Source organism: Janthinobacterium sp. JC611 (assembly GCF_018682595.1).
Taxonomy (GTDB): Bacteria; Pseudomonadota; Gammaproteobacteria; order Burkholderiales; family Burkholderiaceae_D; genus Janthinobacterium.
Genome location: NZ_JAFLJN010000004.1, coordinates 22,675 through 43,035, shown reverse-complemented (window position 1 = coordinate 43,035; position 20,361 = coordinate 22,675). Strand labels below are relative to the sequence as shown.

The 20,361-nt window shown below is 60.7% G+C and carries 14 protein-coding genes; 4 read left to right on the top strand and 10 right to left on the bottom strand.

All coding sequences use genetic code 11. The annotated features are described in order from the left end of the window. Positions 1-53: 53 nt before the first annotated feature. Entirely contained in the window at positions 54-944 is an 891-nt protein-coding gene (locus J0O65_RS05625) for a LysR family transcriptional regulator (protein WP_215404953.1), read from the bottom strand. A 112-nt stretch (positions 945-1,056) separates the two neighbouring features. Here J0O65_RS05625 and J0O65_RS05620 point away from each other — a divergent pair, with 112 nt between their 5' ends. Both J0O65_RS05620 and J0O65_RS05615 read left to right on the top strand, forming a co-directional pair. Further along, positions 1,057-2,238, top strand: coding sequence for a serine hydrolase domain-containing protein (locus J0O65_RS05620; protein ID WP_215404952.1), 1,182 nt, complete (start codon positions 1,057-1,059; stop codon positions 2,236-2,238). Next, positions 2,235-3,425 (top strand): MFS transporter, encoded by a 1,191-nt coding sequence (locus tag J0O65_RS05615; RefSeq protein WP_215404951.1) that lies wholly within the window; start codon positions 2,235-2,237, stop codon positions 3,423-3,425. The genes J0O65_RS05620 and J0O65_RS05615 overlap by 4 nt, the downstream gene beginning before the upstream one ends. Here J0O65_RS05615 and J0O65_RS05610 read toward each other — a convergent pair. Beyond that, positions 3,390-3,935 carry a DinB family protein gene (locus J0O65_RS05610; RefSeq protein ID WP_215404949.1) on the bottom strand — a complete coding sequence of 182 codons (546 nt, stop codon included), beginning with the start codon at positions 3,933-3,935 and terminating at the stop codon, positions 3,390-3,392. The genes J0O65_RS05615 and J0O65_RS05610 overlap by 36 nt on opposite strands. Positions 3,936-3,966: 31 nt before the next feature. Continuing rightward, positions 3,967-4,566, bottom strand: coding sequence for a MarC family protein (locus J0O65_RS05605; protein WP_101483148.1), 600 nt, complete (start codon positions 4,564-4,566; stop codon positions 3,967-3,969). A 556-nt stretch (positions 4,567-5,122) separates the two neighbouring features. Here J0O65_RS05605 and J0O65_RS05600 point away from each other — a divergent pair. Continuing rightward, complete coding sequence (locus tag J0O65_RS05600) at positions 5,123-6,856, top strand: methyl-accepting chemotaxis protein (RefSeq protein WP_215404947.1); 1,734 nt, start codon at positions 5,123-5,125, stop codon at positions 6,854-6,856. A 1-nt stretch (position 6,857) separates the two neighbouring features. Here J0O65_RS05600 and J0O65_RS05595 read toward each other — a convergent pair whose 3' ends face one another. Together J0O65_RS05595 and J0O65_RS05590 are read right to left on the bottom strand one after the other, a co-directional pair. Then, positions 6,858-8,009 (bottom strand): AI-2E family transporter, encoded by a 1,152-nt coding sequence (locus J0O65_RS05595; RefSeq protein ID WP_215404945.1) that lies wholly within the window; start codon positions 8,007-8,009, stop codon positions 6,858-6,860. A gap of 159 nt (positions 8,010-8,168) precedes the next feature. Beyond that, positions 8,169-9,107 (bottom strand): hypothetical protein, encoded by a 939-nt coding sequence (locus J0O65_RS05590; protein WP_215404943.1) that lies wholly within the window; start codon positions 9,105-9,107, stop codon positions 8,169-8,171. Between the two features lie 94 nt (positions 9,108-9,201). Here J0O65_RS05590 and J0O65_RS05585 point away from each other — a divergent pair, with 94 nt between their 5' ends. Next, the gene (locus J0O65_RS05585) at positions 9,202-9,600 is read left to right on the top strand and encodes a hypothetical protein (protein WP_215404941.1); all 399 of its coding nucleotides are present in this window, start codon (positions 9,202-9,204) and stop codon (positions 9,598-9,600) included. On the opposite strand, the gene J0O65_RS05580 is transcribed toward J0O65_RS05585, so the two are convergent. The 5 genes from J0O65_RS05580 to dnaA all read right to left on the bottom strand — a co-directional run bounded on the left by J0O65_RS05580 (position 9,579) and on the right by dnaA (position 20,189). Continuing rightward, a complete protein-coding gene (locus J0O65_RS05580; RefSeq protein WP_215404940.1) occupies positions 9,579-10,640 on the bottom strand; it encodes a GGDEF domain-containing protein in 1,062 nt (353 codons plus the stop codon). The genes J0O65_RS05585 and J0O65_RS05580 overlap by 22 nt on opposite strands. Positions 10,641-11,040: 400 nt before the next feature. Beyond that, a complete protein-coding gene (locus tag J0O65_RS05575; RefSeq protein WP_215404938.1) occupies positions 11,041-14,898 on the bottom strand; it encodes a DUF3427 domain-containing protein in 3,858 nt (1,285 codons plus the stop codon). A gap of 67 nt (positions 14,899-14,965) precedes the next feature. After that, positions 14,966-17,464, bottom strand: a complete 2,499-nt coding sequence (gene gyrB, locus J0O65_RS05570; RefSeq protein WP_215404936.1) for a DNA topoisomerase (ATP-hydrolyzing) subunit B — start codon at positions 17,462-17,464, stop codon at positions 14,966-14,968. A gap of 82 nt (positions 17,465-17,546) precedes the next feature. Beyond that, positions 17,547-18,653 (bottom strand): DNA polymerase III subunit beta, encoded by a 1,107-nt coding sequence (gene dnaN, locus J0O65_RS05565; RefSeq protein ID WP_034754341.1) that lies wholly within the window; start codon positions 18,651-18,653, stop codon positions 17,547-17,549. Between the two features lie 141 nt (positions 18,654-18,794). Continuing rightward, entirely contained in the window at positions 18,795-20,189 is a 1,395-nt protein-coding gene (gene dnaA, locus J0O65_RS05560; protein ID WP_034754339.1) for a chromosomal replication initiator protein DnaA, read from the bottom strand. Between the last annotated feature and the right edge of the window lie 172 nt (positions 20,190-20,361).

The window sequence follows — 20,361 nt, the reverse complement described above, 5'->3', positions numbered from 1 at the left end:
CAACTTAAAAAAGTTGTCGTATGGAAACAACGAGCGCGGCGCTGGGTGCGGACTCAGTTTTCCGCAAACAGGTGGGTGGCCAGGAAATCGATGAAGGCGCGCAGTTTCGGCGTCAGGTGGCGGCTGCTGGGCCACAGGAGGCGAAAGGCGCCGTCGTGCTGGCGGTGCGCGTCCAGCACAGGGTGCAAACGGCCCGTGGCGAGCGCCGCGCGCACGGCAAAGTCGGGCAGGGCGGCGATGCCCAGGCCGCTTTCGGCGAAGTGCAGCAAGGTCTCGACATTGTTGCAGCTCAGTAGCGCCGGCAGGCCGGCCGCCTGCAAGGCGGGCCATTCGGCCAAAGGCCACGCCTCGACCTTGCCGCTGCTGGGAAACTTGTACAGCAAACAAGTATGGCGGACCAGGTCGGCGGGCAGCGCGGGCGTGCCGTGCCGGGCCAGATAGGCGGGCGCGGCCACCAGTTGCAGCTGGAACTGGCCCAGCTGGCGGCTCATCAAACGGCTGTCGGCGTTGTCTCCCGCGCGCACGACGGCATCGTAGCCTTCTTCGATGACGTCGACCCGGCGGTCGCTGAAATCGAGGTCGAGCTCCACCAGCGGATACGCGCGCGCGAACGCGGCCAGCACGGGATTGAGCAGGCTGCCCACCTGCGGCAGGCTGACGCGCAGCCGGCCTTGCGGCGCGCTCTTGCTGTTGGATAACTCCAGCTCGGCCGCCTCGATCTCGCCCAGGATGCACCGGCAGCGTTCGAGAAACACGCTGCCTTCGCTGGTCAGCGCGATGCTGCGCGTGCTGCGGTGAAACAGGCGCACGTCCAGGCGCGCTTCCAGCCGCGCGATGCTCTTGCCCACGGCCGAGGCGGAAATGCCGAGCACCCGGCCCGCCGCTACAAAACTGCGCAGTTCGGCCGCCTGCACGAAGGCCGTGAATCCCGCCAGGTTATCCATTCGCTTTCCTTTAATTGCGGATGCCGGCGTCCGCACAGACAGAAACTATAGCCTGTTTTTCTTTGATCGCGCCTGCCTTACCTTGGCAACCTGATCATTTGAAAGGCATTCCATGATGTACAACTTCTCTGCCGTGGCCTTGTCCGCCCGCATCGATCCCTTGCTCGATCTTGTCTTGCGCCAGCAGCGCCTGGTGGGCGCCGTGGTGCTGGTGCGCCACCGTGGCCAGGACGTGTATCGCCGCGCGGCCGGCTGCCTGGACCGCGAGGCGGGCACGCCCATGGTTGATGACGCCGTCTTCCGCCTGGCGTCCGTCAGCAAGCCCATCGTCTCCACGGCCGCGCTGGCGCTGGTGGGGCAGCATCGCCTGGGGCTGGACGACCTGGTGGCGCGCTGGCTGCCGTATTTTGCGCCGCGCCAGCCGGATGGCGCCGTGGCGGCGATCACCGTGCGCCACTTGCTCATGCACACGGCTGGTCTCGACTATGGCTTCTTCCAGCCGCCGGGCGGCGCGTATGCGCAGGCGCGGGTGTCCGACGGCATGGATGCGTCGACCGTGAGCCTGGCCGACAACCTGCGCCGCCTGGCCAGCGTGCCGCTCGCCTCTGCGCCGGGCGAGCGCTGGGCGTATTCGATCGCCACCGACGTGCTGGGCGCCGTGATCGAAGCGGTGACGGGCTTGCCGCTGGCGCGCGCCGTGGCACAGCTGGTGACGGCGCCGCTGGCCATGCGCGACACGGGTTTCCTGGCCACCGACCCGGCGCGCCTGGCCGTCGCATATGCGGACCGCGCGGCAGGCGAGTCCCGGCCGCGCCGCTTGCTCGACGTTGGGGAAGACCATTTGCCGTTTCTCGACGGCATGGCAGGTTTTACCTTGGCTCCGGCGCGCGCGCGCGATGCGCACGCCTACCCGTCCGGCGGCGCCGGCATGCTCGGCTCCGCGCCGGACTTCATGCGCCTGCTGGAAAGCTTGCGGCTGGGCGGCGCACCCCTGCTGCCGCCGGCGCTGGCGCGCCAGATGGGCACCAGCCAGACGGGCGGTTTCGAGCTGCCCTTCTGGCCGGGCCGCGGCTTCGGCCTGGGTTTTACGGTGCTGACCGATCCGCTGCTTGCCGCCACGCCCGAGTCCGTCGGCAGCTGGCGCATGGGTGGCACGTATGGCCACTCGTGGTTTGTCGACCCTGCGCAGGAATTGTCCGTCGTGGCGTTCACGAATACGGCATTGGAAGGCATGGCGGGGCCGTTCGTGACGGAATTGTGCCAGGCCGTGTATGGCGTGGAGCAGGGGCAATGACGCGCCCGCATCCCGTCGTCTTCCTCGCGCTGGGCCTGTTCGGCGTGTATTGCATCGAGTTTGGCGTGGTGGGTATCTTGCCGATGATCATGCAGCGCTACGGCGTGACGGCCGCGCAGGCGGGGTCGCTGGTGAGCCTGTTCGCCCTGGTGATCGCCGTGGGCGGCCCCTTCCTCGTGCTGCTGGCCACGCGCTGGCGCCGCAAGCGCGTGCTGATCGTCTCGCTGCTGGTGTTCGCGCTGGCCAGCGTGGCCTCGGCCTATGCGCCCCGCTTCGAGTGGCTATTGGCGCTGCGCATCGTGCCGGCCCTGTTCCACCCCGTGTATTTCTCGCTGGCCATGGTGGCCGCCGCCGCCCTGTACCCGCCGCGCGAGGCGGCGCGGGCCGGCGCGCATGCGTTCACGGGCACCAGCATGGGCATGGTGCTGGGCATTCCGCTCACCACCTGGATCGCCGCGCAGGTTGGCTACGAGGCATCGTTTCTTGCCTGCGCCCTTGTCAACGCGCTGGCCGCGCTGGGGCTGTACCTGTTCTTGCCGGACACGCCGCGCGAAGCGCCGCTGGCGTATGGCAGTCAATTGGCCGTGCTGCGCAAACCCGCCCTGTGGTTCACCATCGCCGCCGCCGTGCTGGTGTTTGCCGCCATGTTTGCCGTGTATGCGTATGCGGCCGCCTATCTGCAGCAGGAAGCGGGCTTGTCGGCGCGCCAGACGGGGCTGGCGCTGGTGGTGTTTGGCATGGGCGGCGTGGCCGGCAATCTGTTCGCGGGGCGCCAGCTGGGCACGCATGTGCTGCGCACGGTGGTGCTGCAGCCACTGCTGCTGGGGCTGGCGTACTGGCTGTTGTACCGCCATGCGGGAACTGGTCTCGGCTGGGCGGCGCTGGCCGTCTTGCTGCTGTTCTGGGGCGCGGCGCACACGAGCGGGCTGATCGTGACGCAAGTGTGGCTCAGCAGCGAAGCGCGCGAGGCGCCCGCGTTTGCCATCGGCGTGTATATCGCCGCCATCAACCTGGGCGTGACGGTGGGGGCATTGGCGGGAGGCATGGCCATCGAGTCCTATGGCATGCCGGGGGCGCTGGCCTGCGGCGCACTGCTGGGCGGTCTGGCGCTGGCCTTGATCTTGCTCAAGGCGTGGCGTTACCGCCCATCGTCAGTCTTGAATATGGTTGGGGATGCGAAACAGTAGATCCGTGTCGCCGATATCCACGCCCGCCTGCGACAGCAGGGTGCTGGCCTGGCCCCGGTGATGCGTCTGGTGGTTGAAGAAATGCATGAGCAGGCTGAAGAATTCGCGCCGGTTCGGCCCCTTGCTGTTGCGGTAATCGAGCAAGTGGTCGAGGTCTTCTTCGCGGATGGAGGCGGCCCAGGCGACGATGAGCTGGTCCAGCCATTGCCGGTGCGCGTGCATGGCGGCAAAATCCTCGGCAGCGTACAGCGGGTGCGTGAGCGAAGCGGGCGGCGTGATGGCGCGGATCGGGTCGAGCAGGGGAAAGCCGGCCGGGTGCTTGGCATAGCGCTGCAGCCATAGCGTGTCGCCCACCATCACGTGGTTCAAGGTAGCCAGCAAGGAGCCGAAGAAGGCGCCCCGCTCGCGGCTGAGCTCTTCGGGCGGCAGGCCGGCCGCCGCCGCATACACTTTGGCATTCATCCACTGGTTGTAATCGGCCATCAGGCAAAGGTGGGCGCAACGGCTCATGCTGGACTCCTTGAGTGGATGAATGCTGAGGTTAAACGGACTTCAGGAACGCGCGTATGCCGGCCAGCAGCATTTCAATGGCCATCGCCGTCAGGATCAAGCCCATCAGGCGCTCGAACGCCGTCATGACTCTTGGACCGAGCGCGCGCTGCAAGCGTTCGGCGCACAGGAAGACGGCCAGCCAGACGACGGCCACGGCCGTCAGCCCCGCCACGTGGGCGATGACGTCGTTCATTTCATGCGAGGAAAACAGCAAGACCGTCGCCAGCGCCGACGGACCGGCCAGCGCGGGGATGGCCAGCGGCACGATGAACGGTTCGCCGCCCATCTCGTGGTCGCTATTGCCCGCGTTGGGCTGTGGGAACACCATGCGCATGGCGATCAGGAACAGGATCACGCCGCCGCCGATGCGCAGCGCCACTTCCGACAACTGCAAGGCGTTGAGGAAATGGCGGCCGAAGAACATAAACAGCAGCAAGATGCCGAAGGCGATCATGCACTCGCGCACCACGACTTTCCAGCGCCGCTCGACCGGTACCCGTTTCAGGGCGTTGACGAACAGGGAAACGTTGCCGAACGGATCGGTGACAAGCAAGAGCAGGATAAATGTCTGGAAAAAATTCTGTGTCATGGTGATGTGATTGAGGTCAGCACCGCTGCCAGGATGGGCGCGCTGCGATAAGGCTTGCGATGATAACAAGAGCTGCGACTATCGCCCATGATTATTGATGCATAGCAGCATTTTTTTTACGCGGCGAGGCAAGAAGCAGGGCCAGTGGGTCGAACCTGGCGGTGGCGGCACATGCTGACCACCCTCGACGGCAAGCTCATGACAGAAACCGTCTATTAACATACCTGGCATTCCGGCGCGACCGCGCAAGGCGGCGGAATGCCAGTTCTGCGCAAAAAACATCATCTACTTGTTACAAAGCATGAAAATCCATGCTGGATATTGCTACTGGTAATCTTTCCCTGTATCTTGCAGTCAGGAAATTAAAAGTGCAGAAAACCTCAACCCTGTTGCTCTGTATTTCACTCCTGACGATATGCGCGGGCCGCCTTCCCCCCTGCCGCCGCACACGCCGTATCGACCTGTCCTGAACAATTCACGTGACCTGCCCATCTGGTGTTTGCCGCTATTCCATACGGCAGCGGTGGCACGGTCGCGCCCTTACCAAGGAAACTGCATGCTGTCGAACATAACAATAAAAATGCGCCTGATCGCCACCATAAGCGTGCTGGGCGTGCTGATCGCCGTGCTGGGCGCCATGAGTATCATCAGCCTGAAATCGGCCAACAACAGCCTCAACGAGGTCTATAGCAACCAGCTGGCATCGACGCAGGCGATCGGCGAATCGCAGATCGCCCTGGGCCGCGCCCGTTTCACGATGGACCGCGTGATGGTGCACCCGGATGCCGCCGACGCCAAGGATACCCTGGCGCGCTCCGAACAATTCCTGGAAGCTTCCAACAAGTCCTGGAAGGTGTACCTGGGCCTGCCGCAAAGCGCGGAAGAAAAGCGCCTGTCGGACGACATGGACAAGAAACGCAGCGACTATATCAATAATGGCGTGCTGGCCATGGACAAGGCCTTGCGCGAGAACAATGTCGAGCAGGCGGACAAGCTGATGATGACGGGCTTGTCTCCCCTGTACCGCACCCTGGACCAGGCTGCCGAAACATTGACCCAATTCCAGGCCACTTCGGCCGCCGCGATGTATGCGGAAAGCCAGTCCAGCTACCACACGCAAGTGACCATGGCCATCGGCGGCATGCTGGTCGGCGCCTTGCTGACGATTATTTCCAGCATCTTGCTGCTGCGCGCCATCTTTGGCCCGCTGGACCAGGCCCTGCGCCATTTCGGCGCCATTGCCGACGGCAACCTGGCCAACGACATCGTCATCACGCGCCACGACGAGATGGGCGCCTTGCTGACGGGCTTGCAGAAAATGCAGGAACGCCTGTCGACCACCGTGCGCGGCGTGCGCGACGGCAGCGGCGCCATCGCCACGGCCAGCAATGAAATCGCCTCGGGCAACCTGGACTTGTCCAGCCGCACGGAGCAGCAAGCGTCGAGCCTGGAAGAAACGGCCTCCTCGCTGGAAGAGCTGACCTCGACCGTCAAGCAGAATTCCGACAATGCGCGCCAGGCGAACCAGCTGGCCGTCTCCGCCTCGGACGTGGCGGTGAAAGGTGGCGCGCTGGTGGCGCAAGTGGTCGACACCATGGGCAGCATCAGCGAATCGTCGAAAAAGATCGCCGATATCATCGGCGTGATCGACGGCATCGCCTTCCAGACCAACATCCTGGCCCTGAACGCGGCCGTGGAAGCGGCCCGCGCGGGTGAGCAGGGCCGTGGTTTCGCCGTCGTCGCCACGGAAGTGCGCAACCTGGCGCACCGCTCTGCCAGCGCCGCCAAGGACATTAAAGTGCTCATCGAAGCGTCGGTGCAGAACGTGGGCGCCGGCAGCGCGCTCGTCAGCCAGACGGGCACGACGATGGACGAGATCGTGTCCAGCATCCGCCGCGTGACGGACATCATGGGCGAAATCAGCGCCGCCGGCCGCGAACAGGAACTGGGCATCGGCCAGATCAATCAAGCCGTGGCGGAAATGGATACCGTGACGCAACAGAATGCGGCGCTGGTGGAAGAAGCGGCGGCCGCCTCGGAAGCCATGCAGGAACAGGCGGCGGCGCTGGCCGAAATGGTCAGCATCTTTAAACTGGACGCCGCCCACAGCGGTCCTGCCGCCGCCAAGCCAGCCTTGCGCAAGCCTGTCGTGGCCGCCGCCAGCACGGCCTTGAAACGCCCGGCCCTGCGCCTGGCGCCGGCCGGTGCCGCTGCCGAACCGGCCGCTGCCGCCAAACCGCGTCCGGCCAAGCCTGCCGCGGATAACAGCGGCGAGTGGGAAGAGTTCTAAGTTATTGCGCTTCCAGGGTGGCCTTGCTGCCCTGCTCCTGCAAGCGCGCCGCCTCGGCCAGGGCCTGGGCGCGCGCTTCCTCCGCGGCCTGTTCCGCTTTCTCCAGCGCATCGTGGCGCGCCTGCAAGGCCGCCCGGGCACGCACGAAGACGATCTTGATGGCGGCCATCACGGGCACGGACAGGAAGATGCCGACCACGCCGCCCAACTGGTCGCCGGCCAGCAAGCCGACGATCACCATCAGCGGGCTTACTTCCACGCCTTCGCTCATCAGGTACGGGTTGACCACGTAATCCTGGAACAAGCGGTAGGCGGCGATAAAGCCGATCAGCCAGAACACATGCTCGAAGCCGCTGAAACCGGCCACGACGACGGCGATGACGGCGGCCGCCAGCGGGCCGGCAAACGGAATGAATTCCAGCAAGGCGGCGGCGCCGGCCAGCAGCAGGCTGTACGGGACGCCCATCAGGGAAAAGGCGATGCTGTAGGACACAAAAGTGGCGATCGACAACAGCAGCAGGGCGCGCACATAGCGCGACAGCAAGATGTCGAGGTCGTCGATGATGGCGCCCCAGAGTTTCTTGTTCGGGCGGTTCAGCAGGGACAGCAAGCCGTCGCGCATGTCCGGCCCTTCCTTGATCAGCAAAAAGCTCAGCACGGGCACCAGCACGAGATAGATCAGGTTGCTGGCCGCATGCATGACGGTCAAACCCAGTTCCTTCGCCAGCGGCATGGCCTGTCCCGTACCGCTGCTCAGCTGCGTCTGCATGAACGACAGCAGGCGCGCGCGCAGCGGTTCCATGAACTCCGGTAATGGGATGCGTTCGGCAAAGTTGTTGCCTTTGAGCAGAGTCGGCAACTGATCGCTGAGCTTGATCGCCTCTTCCTCGATGCGCGCCCCGAAAATCGACCCCAGCACCGCCACCAGCAAGATCACCACAAGGAAGACGATGCCGATATTGGCCGTGCGCGGCAAGCGCTTCGGCCCGTACCGCTCCAGCAGGCCGATCAGCGGATATACGAGGTAGCTGAAGAAAATCGCAAACACCACCACGATCAGGGTCGACGAGACCTTGTAGGTGAGAAAGAGCAGGAAGGCGATGAGGAATGCCGTCCACACCATCTTGGCAACACGCAAGTTAAAACCGAACATATGAATTCCTTAGGGCAGGATGCGACGCAAGCGTGGCTGGCTTGAAGGGCAGGTGGACGAGGCAGGGACGGGGCCGCGCCGCACAGCCGGAAATCATACCGCAAAATGCCAAAATGCCATGCTCTTGTGCGTAATGGCAATCCTTTCCCTGTTCTCCCCTTATTTTGTCCGCCAGCTGGCCACGGTGATGAAGACGCCGTTTTCCTTGTCCGGTTCGCGCAGGGTCACCGTGTAGCGACCGTCCGTATTGCTGCCGGTGAACACCACCTTGTCGTCATGGCCCTGCACTTGCGCGCCCTTGGCCAGCTTGGCGTAGGTGTTGAGCACCCAGTGGAAATCGGCGTAGCTGCGCAGGGTGATGCTGGCGTCGGGCATGGGCTCGTCGCCGCTGGAACTGCTGCTCAATTCCGCATTCGGCAGCAGCAGATGCAGCAAGCTGGCGGGAAAGCCGGGTGGTACGTCGCGCGGCTCCCAGCCGGGCTGGCCGGGACGCGTCGTGATGTACTCCACCACGGCAATGCTTTGCCGCTGTGCTGGCGCAGCCTGCGCCAGCATGGCCGGCAGTTGCCGCGCCCACACGAGCAGCGGCGCGGCCATCTCGTCCTCCGCACCCGGCGGCAGGAACACCGTCAGCACGGCGTGCGTGGGCGGCAGGCAGGCGGGCGCGGCGTCGCCGATGGCGGCCTGGCAATGGCCGTTGACGAGGCCCAGGGCCAGCAGCTTGCGTTGCGGGTCGAACAGCATGGCGGCGCGCTGCGCACCGTGTTCGCCGGGGTTGATGGAGGCCAGCACCGAACGTCCGTCGGGCAGCATGGTGCGCCGGATGTCATGCAGCGAACGCATGCTGTCGAGTACCTGCAGCGCGATCAGGGTATCGCCCTGCGTATAGTCGCCACGCGCATAACCGAGCAGCCGGAAGACGTCGGCGCGGATTTGCGGATGTTCGTTCAGGCTGAGCGGCGGCGACGGCACGGGCACGGTGGCGGCCACGAAGGCGGCGTCTTCGGCAGGAATGGCTTGTGCCATGCTGGAAAGCGGCAGGCACAGGGCGGCGCACAGCGACAGCATGCGGACTGTGGTGTTTCCTCGGGTATTCAATGGCTATCCTTGTCGAGTCGCCAGGCCGGTCCGGTTGCCGGCATGCGCGGGCCGCGATCTTAGCATTTCAGGAATGAAACTCTTTCTGCTAAGCTTGGCTATCGAATCACCGTCCCCCGTTGCCATGGCCAAGATCACCATTTCCTGCAGTATTCCCGTCGACGATGAGGAAGTGACCGAGTTCTTGCACAAGTACCTGGGCCGCTCGCGCCTCGGCTCGGCCAAACTGTTGCGCATGGGGGAGAAGGGGTGTTTCTACACCGGCTCCTTGTACACGGACGAGCACGCCAAGGTGAGCCGTTTGATACGCTGCATGCTGGCCTTCTTCGAAAGAAAGGATATCCCCTTGACCATCCTCAAGATCGGCGCCCAGGACAGCTGGTACGAGGTGGACCCCGAGCAGCGCGATCCCTGGAAGATGTCGCCGCAAGCGCTGCTGGCGCTGCTCGATGCGGCGCCGCACGGTGGCGTTCAGGCGGCGTTGAGCACGTAGCGGTTCTTGCCGCTTTTCTTGGCCTGGTACAAGGATTCATCGGCGCGCCGGTAGCTGTGCGACAAGTCCGCTTCCTTGATCAGTTCCGCGATGCCGATGCTGACCGACACCTTGCGTTCCGGCACGAAAGCCGCCTCGACGCCGTCGACCAGCTGCGCGGCGAAGGCGCAGGCGGCATTCTTTTCACCCAGGTAAATGACGGCGAACTCCTCGCCGCCCAGGCGGCCGCACAGGTGCTCGCCCGACAGCGCGCCGATCACCTCGGCGATCCTTTTCAGCACTTCGTCGCCCACGTCATGGCCGTACACGTCGTTGATCTGCTTGAAGTCGTCGATGTCGATCATTAAAAAATACGCGGGCGTGCGCGCCGTGCGCTGCAAGGTGCGGGCGCTTTGCGTGAACATGCGGCGATTGTTCAGCCCGGTTAAGCCATCCTTGTAGGCCATCGTCGCCAGCTCGCGCTGGGCGCGGTAGTTGTTGATGCGCAAGACGAGAAAATAGATATTCAGCGCCAGGCCGATGATCACGCTGATGGTGACGGCCAGCACGGGCCAGTGCTGGTCGGCCTGGCCCGCATGCACGGGGAACTGGCCCAGTCCCATGATGGCCCACACGCCCAGCGATACGCCCAGGTAATACGCGATGCCGCTGAAGATGGGCGCCGTCGTCAGGGTGATCATCACGCCCAGCGGCAATACCCAGAAAGCGGGATCTTCCGTACTCAGCATCAGCACGCGAAAGCTGAAAGCGATGAACAGCACGCTGATGGTGCCGCTGGCGATGATGGCCTGCAAGGACTTCGCATACACGGTCAGCAGCAGCCCGACCAGCATGCCCGTCACGCCCAGCGCCGCCTGCGCATGATCGAACGTGGCGCGCGGCAAGGTCAGGCTGAACGTGACCAGCCAGCAAGCCAGGCCAAACGTCAGGATGGCTATCGAAATGAAATGCAGTTCCTTGAAAAAGCGTTGCCGCTGCTCCCGTTCTCCTGAAAAGAACAGGTAATAGAAGGCAGGAGACAGGCTGCGCGAAGTGAACATGACATTCGTCCAGGCAGACAACAGGCCTTGCGGCAGGGATGCCTCCCGGCAACGGCAGGCGGCATGGCGCGCGCACAAAATTAGTTGCGCTCAGGAACTAGTGTACTGGTTTCTTGGGGGCAGTGGGGAGTGTGGCGAGGAAAACGGTGGGCAGTGTCCTGCCGCCGCCACAGTATGAAGGAAGCGCTTATTGCTTGCTCAACACAGCTATATCGAAGCCATGCTGCAAACCGCCTGGTGCAGCAAGACCAATCAGGATATCGCCGCCAGCATCGTCGGCGTCTTGACACGATGTTGGGCGGCAAGTTGGAGCCAGTGTTGCAAACGTTTGCGAAGTGCTGTGGCCGCAGGCGGCTTGATGGCGCCAACACTAGCATTCACACTGCGATAGATCAGATGCTTATAGCGTAGCCAAGCTAAATACGACACTCATCGGACTGCTGCCTGTGTGGCTCACGTAGCGTACCGTTCCATGATAAACGAAGGGCGCACCTTTGCCGTTGTGTAGTTTAGATTCACGCACAAACAGATGGATTGTGAGTCCTTTTTTCTCGTGTTCGATAATGTCCCGCCCTCTTTTGTTAATCGGTGTTGTGGAATTTTGGCTTTGCCAATGAAAGGTGCTGTCATCGACCCAATGATCGACGTACCGATGATCTGCGGCCTTGCCTTGCTTATTCAGCGTTACCAGCAACGCCATTGCGTTCTTGCTAGTCAGCGTCACATGCCCGACATTCCAATTGCCGATGCTATAGGTTTCGCCAAATAACGGCGCAATATCCTCGCGCTTGAATGCCTGTCCGACGGCCAAATCGAGCGGGCTGACAATGGCTTTGAAACGCGCCAAGGTGTGCATATCCTCTGTGGCATCCATGTCTAGATAGTCTGTATTCGTTGCCCGCAGCACATAGCCGCCGTCAGGTGTTTTGACGATTTGGCGCAGTAAATACTGGAAGCCATCGCCAGACTCATCTTGACGCTCGATTGCCATCACCGAGCCAGTAATCGAGCCCGCATTGGTGGGCGTAATATGTTCCAGTAGCAGGTAGTCGCCATCTTGAATCGGGTGTTTTCCACCGTTCATGGAATTGCCAGATGCTCGGGCGATAAAGTGTCGATGCGGATCGATATTTCCGTAGCTGGTAGGTAGATCGCGGTACTCCTCCGCATCCACAGTCCCGTTCTTAAAGTGGCCGCAAGCGATCTTTAAATTTGGAAAATATGGCAGTGCCGTCAGATTGTTCGCCTTTTCGCTGCGCACAAACGGAATCACATTATTTGTTAAATCTGCTTGGATGCGACGGATTTCATAGGTGGCGAAGCGGTAGTCAATAATTTCTTGCACCATCAGTTCGAAGTTCTCCCGATGGCCGTCATGAAGCTTAAAGACGGCTTCAAATCGCTCATCTTTCATCCGGAAATCACTATTCTTACCAGTGCTATTGCCGCCTATCCAAGCGTTGATGGGATTGCTGGACCAGTAGCGCAGCCATGCTTCGCTTTGGCCATTCCCTACGCGCAGTGGCTGCGGAAGATCTGCCAGAAGCGCGCGTCGCCGTTGCAGCACTTGCCATGAGCGCTCAGCCAGTGCGGCTGCTGTTGGTGGCGTATGCCAACCATTCATTTCCTGTAATGCCTCAAGCAATACCATCTTGAAGCTCTTGTTCATCGAGGTTATTTCCAGTTCGCGCAAGAAGCCGCGATGCTTGGCCGCTATGACTTGCTCGTCTGCGTCAAGGTCATCCATTGCCTGGACGAGAGCGTACCAATCACCGTACTCCTTGCGCATCGCTGGCATGCTGGCGCCAGCCCGGTAAAACTCGGCCAAGGTCGGGCGCCGGCCTAAGCTATCGCGCAAGGCGATGTACTCGTTTTTCGTTCCTTCGCTGTCCAACGACTTGAGAAACTCGATCAATTTCAAATCGTAGTTGACGAAGCATCCCTCGGGCAAATCAAGCTGATTCGCCTCTGCCTTGCGTGCGAAATCCGCTAACTTTTTATAGCTGGCGTCGATCTCAAACAAGGCCTCGGGTTTGTGTAGAAAGCTCTTGTGATTGCCGATAAAGTCCAAAATAACCAAGCGTTCCTTGCCTTCACTTTTGCGCAAGCCTCGGCCCAATTGCTGGAGAAATAGGATTTTGGACTCGGTAGGGCGCAGCATCATGACCGTATCGATGGCCGGCAAATCCACGCCTTCGTTAAACAGATCAACAGAGAAGATCACTGCGAGCCGTCCGTCACGCAGGCGCTCCAGCGCATCGGCACGACTCAGCGGCGAACCGGCATACACGGCAGCACAAGCGATACCCGCTTTGGAAAATTGGGTGGTCATAAATTCGGCATGCGTGACCGAGACACAAAATGCCAGCGTGCGTTGCTGCTTATGGCGCTGCCACTCCGTCAGCGCATGCTTAGCACGAGCCAGCGTCGCTAATTTATTGCTCAGTTGCTCAAGAACGAAGCGCCCGCTGCGCCAAGGTATCTCGGTGTAATCGACGGAACTGTCGAAGATGCCATAATAGTGAAACGGTACCAAGAGATTGGCTTGGATACCGGCAAATAGCCCCCGCGTGAACACCAGATTGTCATCGCATAGCGACAAGATATCGGACTGGTCTGAACGATCCGGCGTCGCCGTTAAACCCAGCAGAAAACGTGGTGAGAAATAGGCCAGTAAGCGTCGATAGGTGGGAGCTGCCGCATGATGGAATTCGTCAACGACGATATAGTCGAAATGCTCTGGCGAGTATCGCTCCAAATGGGCTTCTTTCCCCAACGTTTGGATGGAAGCGCATAAGATATCGGCCTCGCTGTGTCTGGTTTGACCAGCGTAAAAGCTGACGCGTGCATCGGGTCGAATGCGTAGGAACGTTTCGGCGGCTTGATTCAAAATCTCCTCCCTGTGAGCGACAAACAATACCCGTCGCGCTCCGAGCTGTTTGGCATCGAAGGCGGCAAGCCATGTTTTTCCAAGGCCGGTTGCCAGTACGACTAAACCGCGTCGAAACCCTTCATCGCGTGTCGCTCTCAGAGCGAACAAGGCTTCGATTTGAACGGTAGTTGGAACGGGGGGCGCATCTTGTTCCAGGCTACCTGGAGCTACAGCCATCGGCAAGGGAACGCGGCGGGCATCATACTGGGCGATCCACTCATCCGTTAGGGAGACGCAGCGAGGATGAGCGAACAACTCTTCGAATCTGGAGCGTGCTTCAAGATAGCCATTGTCGCCCGGATATTCAATGCGATAGTTCCATTCCAAGCCATTCGTTAGCGCTTGCCTGCTGATATTGCTGGAACCAATAAATGCCGTGCCGCTTAGAACACTCTGGTCATTGAGTTGAGCGAACAAATAGGCTTTGAGGTGAAAACTGCTGCCAGCCGATTGGTACACTTTGACTTGCGCCCCCTGGGCCTGCAGCAGCATCAACAAGCGCAAGGCCTCGGTATCTGTCACATCTAAATAGTCGCTCGTCAGCACCCGTACGCGCGCCGGCTGGCGATTCAATTCCTTGTCACCTCTGAGTGCGCTTTGCAGGTCTGGCAGCAGCAAGCGCAGTCCTGTCGTCTTAACGAAAGCAACAGCTAAATCGACCTCGGATGCTTGATTAATGGAACTGCTCAGGTGCGGCAAAAACGGATCGCTGCCACCCGTAATCAGATGATTATGTGACGCGACTGCACGGCGCACGAGCGCGTTTAGCCATTGCTCTGTACGGCCTGGACGTTGGTCTATTGACTGCCAGCAAGCCATGGTGTCAACCTCGGGCAAGGCGGTAAACCATGTACGCAACTGCTGCTCTTCGATATCAGTAAAGTGACGCCCATCTTGAACACGTTCTCCCGTGCCTATTTTGAAACTGAGATAAAACACACCACCGGGTTTCAGTGCATTCCACAGACAGGCAAGCGCAGCTGGCAATTCTGCTTTTTCAACATGCAGCAAGCTGGCGCAGGCCCAAATGCCGTCATAGCACGTTTGCTCTTTGACATCGATAAAACTACGCACCTGAACCGGAAGGCCAGTGTGTTCCTCTGCTAAACGCGCAAGCTCATGTGAGGCATCGAAAGCGGTAACGCGATAGCCTCTGTCCAAAAATACCTTGCTATCTCGCCCCGAGCCACAACCGGCATCCAAAACGTTTCCGCCAGCGCTCACCGCAGACAAAAATCGGTCATGTAATACCGACATATCGACGCTAATCGTATTAGTAAAGAAAGTCGTCGCGTTTTGATTGTAGTAACTCAGGGTAGATGTCATCGTGCTGTTCAATTTGATTAAAAAAAAGGCGACACATTGTGTCGCCCTCCTCTATCAACAATACCGCTTACACGTCAATATTCCCCGCGCGCAGCGCGTTGTTTTCGATGAAGTTGCGGCGTGGTTCCACGTCGTCGCCCATCAGGGTCGTGAAGATTTGATCCGCGGCAATCGCGTCTTCGATCTGCACTTTCAACAAGCGGCGCACGGTTGGGTCCATCGTCGTTTCCCACAGTTGATCCGGGTTCATTTCGCCCAGACCTTTGTAGCGCTGTTTCGAGACGGTGCGTTCGGCTTCGTCGCGCAGCCATTGCATGGCCTGGTGGAAGTCGGCGATGGCGATTTCCTTGACGCGCTCGCCTTCGCCGCGGCGGACAAACGCGCCTTCGCCGATCAGGCCTTCGAAGGTGGCGGCGCCGCTGCTCAGCACGGCGTAGTCCGGGCCTTGCACGAAGTCGGCGTCGATGGCGCTGACTTTGACGTTACCGTGGTGCATGCGTTCGATGCGCAGCATGTGTTTTTCCGACAGGTCGTCGGAACGCACGTGCACGCGCACGGCGCTGTCGTTGATGGCCGTCTGCAGGGCCAGGGCGGACGTTTCCGCCAGGTCCAGGGTCGACAGGTCCAGTTGCACGCCCGTCATGATGGCCGTCAGGGCGGCGCGGTCGATGACGCGCGTCAGACGCGTCATGATGGTGTTCGACAGGTTGAACTTGCGCACCAGTTCCGTCAGGGTGTCGCCGGAAATGCCTTCCGCGCCTTCGCGCGGCACCAGCACGGCCGTGTTCAGCGCCACGGTCATCATGTAGCTCGCTTCCTCGGCGTCATCTTTCAGATAGCGCTCGTCGCGGCCGGCCTTCACCTTGTACAGCGGCGGTTGCGCGATGTAGATGTGGCCGCGCTCGACCAGTTGCGGCATCTGGCGGTAGAACAGGGTCAGCAGCAAGGTGCGGATGTGGGCGCCGTCGACGTCCGCATCGGTCATGATGATGATGCGGTGGTAGCGCAGTTTGTCGACGTTGAATTCGTCCGGTCCGATCGAGGTGCCGAGCGTGGCGATCAGGGTGGTGATCTGCTCCGACGACAGCATTTTCTCGAAGCGGGCTTTTTCCACGTTCAGCACTTTACCGCGCAACGGCAGGATCGCCTGGAACTTGCGGTCGCGCCCTTGTTTTGCCGAGCCGCCTGCCGAGTCACCCTCGACGATGTACAGTTCGCACAGGGCGGGGTCTTTTTCCTGGCAGTCGGCCAGCTTGGCCGACAGGCCCAGGCCGTCCATGATGCCTTTGCGGCGCGTCAAGTCGCGGGCCTTGCGGGCCGCTTCGCGGGCGCGCGCCGCCTCGACGATCTTGCCGCAAATGATCTTGGCGTCGTTCGGTTTTTCCTGCAGGTAGTCGGCCAGGGTCTTGGCGACGATCTCTTCGACGGGGCCGCGCACTTCGGACGACACCAGCTTGTCTTTCGTCTGCGACGAGAATTTCGGTTCCGGCACTTTCACCGACAAGACGCAGGTCAGGCCTTCGCGCATGTCGTCGCCGCTGATTTCCACTTTCGCCTTCTTGGCGAACTCGTGTTCATCGATGTATTTGTTGATCACGCGCGTCATGGCCGCGCGCAAACCCGTCAGGTGGGTGCCGCCGTCGCGTTGCGGGATGTTATTCGTGAAGCACAGCACCTGTTCATTGTAGGCATCGTTCCACTGCATCGACACGTCGACCGAGATGTTCGTGCCCTGGTCCGACAGGCGCTCGCCCGTGGCCTGGAAAATGGTCGGGTGCAAGACCGACTTGGCCTTGTTGATGTATTCGACGAAGCCGCGCGTGCCGCCTTCGAAGGCGAAGATTTCCTCCTTGCCCGTGCGCTGGTCGGACAACTTGATGTTGACGCCATTGTTCAGGAAGGACAGTTCGCGGATGCGCTTGGCCAGGATTTCATAGTGGAATTCCACGTGCGTGAAAATCTCTTCGTCGGCCCAGAAGTGCACTTCCGTGCCGCGCTTGTCCGTGTCGCCGATGACCTTGATGGGCGACACGGCCACGCCGTCGCGCATTTCGACTTCGCGGTTCTGCGGCACGCCGCGCACGAATTCCATGAAGTGGACCTTGCCGTCGCGGCGGATGGTCAGTTTCAGCAGTTTCGACAGGCCATTCACGCAAGACACGCCGACGCCGTGCAAGCCGCCCGAGACTTTGTACGAGTTCTGGTCGAACTTGCCGCCCGCGTGCAGCTCGGTCATGACGATTTCCGCCGCCGAACGCTTCGGATCGTGCTTGTCGTCCATTTTCAGGCCGGTCGGCACGCCGCGGCCATTGTCGGTGATCGAGATCGAATTGTCGCTGTGGATGGTGACGTGGATTTCCGTGCAGTGGCCGGCCAGCGATTCATCGATCGAGTTGTCCAGCACTTCGAATACCAGATGGTGCAGGCCGGTACCGTCCGAGGTGTCGCCAATGTACATGCCCGGGCGTTTGCGTACGGCTTCCAGGCCTTCCAGGATCTGGATGGAGGCGGCGCCGTATTCTTCCGTTTTGGCCTGGATCGGGGTGTCTTGTGGATTCTCGGACATGGACTGCTTTCTCAAATAACGATTGCTGATTTTGGGGTCAGACCCGTCGGGTCTGACCCCAGTTTTATGCTGCGACTAAGGCTTAAATCCGCATCGGCATGACGACATACTTGAAGTCGGCATTGTCCGGGATGGAGATCAGCGCGGACGAGTTCGAATCGCCCAGCGCGATGTTGACGTATTCGCATTTCAGGTTGTTCAGCACGTCCAGCAGATACGTCACGTTGAAGCCGATGTCGACGGAATCGCCGCCGTAGTCGATTTCCAGCTCTTCGACGGCTTCTTCCTGGTCCGCATTGGTCGAGCTGATCTTCATGCTGCCCGGGGTGATGATGCAGCGCACGCCCTTGAACTTGTCGCTGGTCATGATGGCGGCACGTTGCAGCGAGCGCAGCAGTTCATCGCGGCCGATGGTGAAGTCGTTTTTGTAGCCTTTTGGAATCACGCGCGTGTAATCGGGGAACTTGCCTTCCACCAGTTTCGAGATCAGCTCGATGTCGGCAAAGGTCAGTTTCACCTGGTTGGCGGCGATGTCCAGCTGCACCGGCTCATCGTTCTCTTCCAGCAGGCGCTGCAGTTCGATGATGGTCTTGCGCGGAATAATCACTTCCTGGCGCGCGAACGTCTGCTCGGTGGCCACCTGGCAAAACGCCAGGCGGTGGCCGTCGGTGGCCACGGCGATGACATTATTGCCATCCAGAACCAGCAGCAAACCGTTCAGGTAATAGCGGATGTCTTGCTGCGCCATCGAGAAATGCACCATGTTGAACAGGTGCTTCAAGGTTTTCTGCGGCAGGGTGACGGACGCGTTGTAGCTTTCCGCCTGTTGCACGGTTGGAAACTCTTCCGCCGCCAGCGTTTGCAGGGCGAAGCGCGACTTGCCCGTTTGCACGGTCAGGCGCTTGTTCAGCAGGGTCATCGTGACGTCGCCCGATTCGGGCAGGGCGCGCAAAATGTCCAGCAGCTTGCGCGCGGCCACGGTGGTGCCGGTGACGTCCGCGCCGGAACCGATTTCCGCGTGCGTGGTGATCTGCACTTCGGTGTCGGTCGACAGGAAGGAGACATTTTCACCGTCTTTGCGGATGAGGATATTGGCCAGAATCGGCATAGTGTGCCGACGCTCGACAATACCGCTCACGATCTGCAGTGGCCGGAGAAGGGTATCTCGGGTGGTTTTGACCAATTGCATATTTATCCTCAATGTATAGGTATGAAGTTTAACGTAGTAATTTAACAATCATTGCAAGGGGAGCCCCGGCAGGCCGGCTGCGGCGCTCTCCCAGATAATAAGGGTAAAGCACGTTTTGAGCCAGCCTTGCCCAAGCGGCGCTTAGCCTTTTAACGTTTGTTCCAGCACATGCAATTCATGGTTGCATTCCGGGTTCTTGGTGCGGTCCAGGGCGATCTTGCGCACGGCATGCAGCACCGTGGTGTGGTCGCGGCCGCCGAACAGCTCGCCGATTTCTGGCAGGCTCTTCTGTGTCAATTCCTTGGCCAGGTACATGGCGATCTGGCGCGGCCGGGCAATATTCGCGGGGCGGCGCTTCGAATACATGTCGGCAACCTTGATATTGAAGAAGTCGGCCACCGTTTTCTGGATGTTTTCCACGGAAATCTGGCGGTTCTGCACCGACAGCAAGTCCTTCAGGGCTTCCTTGACGATATCGATGGTGATGTCTTTGCCATGGAAACGCGAGTACGCGAGGATCTTGCGCAGCGCGCCTTCGAGCTCGCGCACGTTCGAGCGCAAGTGCTTGGCGACGAAGAAGGCCACGTCGTCGGAGAAGGTCACGCCTTCCTGCTTGGCCTTTTTCAACAGAATCGCCACGCGCATTTCCAGTTCCGGCGGTTCGATGGCCACCGTCAGACCCGAGTCGAAGCGCGAGATCAAACGGTCGTCCATGCCCGTGATTTCCTTCGGATAGGTATCCGAGGTGATGATGATCTGTTTCTTTGCGGCAATCAACGCCTCGAATGCATAGAAGAACTCTTCCTGCGTGCGGCTCTTGCCGCCAAAGAACTGGATATCATCGATCAGCAGCATGTCGAGCGAGTGATAGTAGTGCTTGAAATCGTCGAAACCCTTGCGCTGGTAAGCGGTCACTACGTCGCGGACGTACTGTTCCGCGTGGATGTAGCGAATCTTCGCGCCCGGATTGTCGGCCATCACCTGGTTGCCGATGGCGTGGATCAAGTGGGTCTTGCCCAGGCCGACGCCGCCGTAGAAGAACAGCGGGTTGTACGACACGCCCGGATTGTTCGCCACCTGGATGGCGGCGGCGCGCGCCAGCTGGTTGGCCTTGCCGGTAACAAAACTGTCGAAGGTCAGGTCGGTGTTGATGCGGCTCTGCTCGCGGCGCGGCGCGGCACCGATGCTCAGTTCCGGCACGCTCGGCTGCGGTTCCGCGGCGCGCGCGCTGGGCGCGCCGCCATTCGGATCGCTGGCCGGGGTGCTGGCGGCAACGGGCTTCTTCGGCAAGGCCAGGCGCGGGTCGAGCACGAACTGCACTTCCGTCGGCGCTTCGAAGTACTGAATGGCCAGCGCGGTGATGCGGCTGGCGAACTGGGTCTTGACCCAATCGAGCTTGAAGCGATTGGGCGCAGCAATGCGCAGCTTGCCCTCTTCGTAATCGAGAGGGATAAGCGGTTTGATCCACGCACTGAATTGTTGCGGTGTCAGCTCCAGTTCCAACTGCGCGGAACAGGCCTGCCAGAAATTATCCATGTATGTCTATGTGAAAAGGTGTGGGAGGGCGTATCGATTCTGCCCTGCGTTCACCGTGTTGCAAGGCCGGCGTCGCGCGAGGGCTCGCCACACGTAACGCGCTATTCTACTCCCGACTGCGAAAGTTATCCACAGGCACGACGCTTATTTTTCTGTGGCAGGGTGGGGCGCC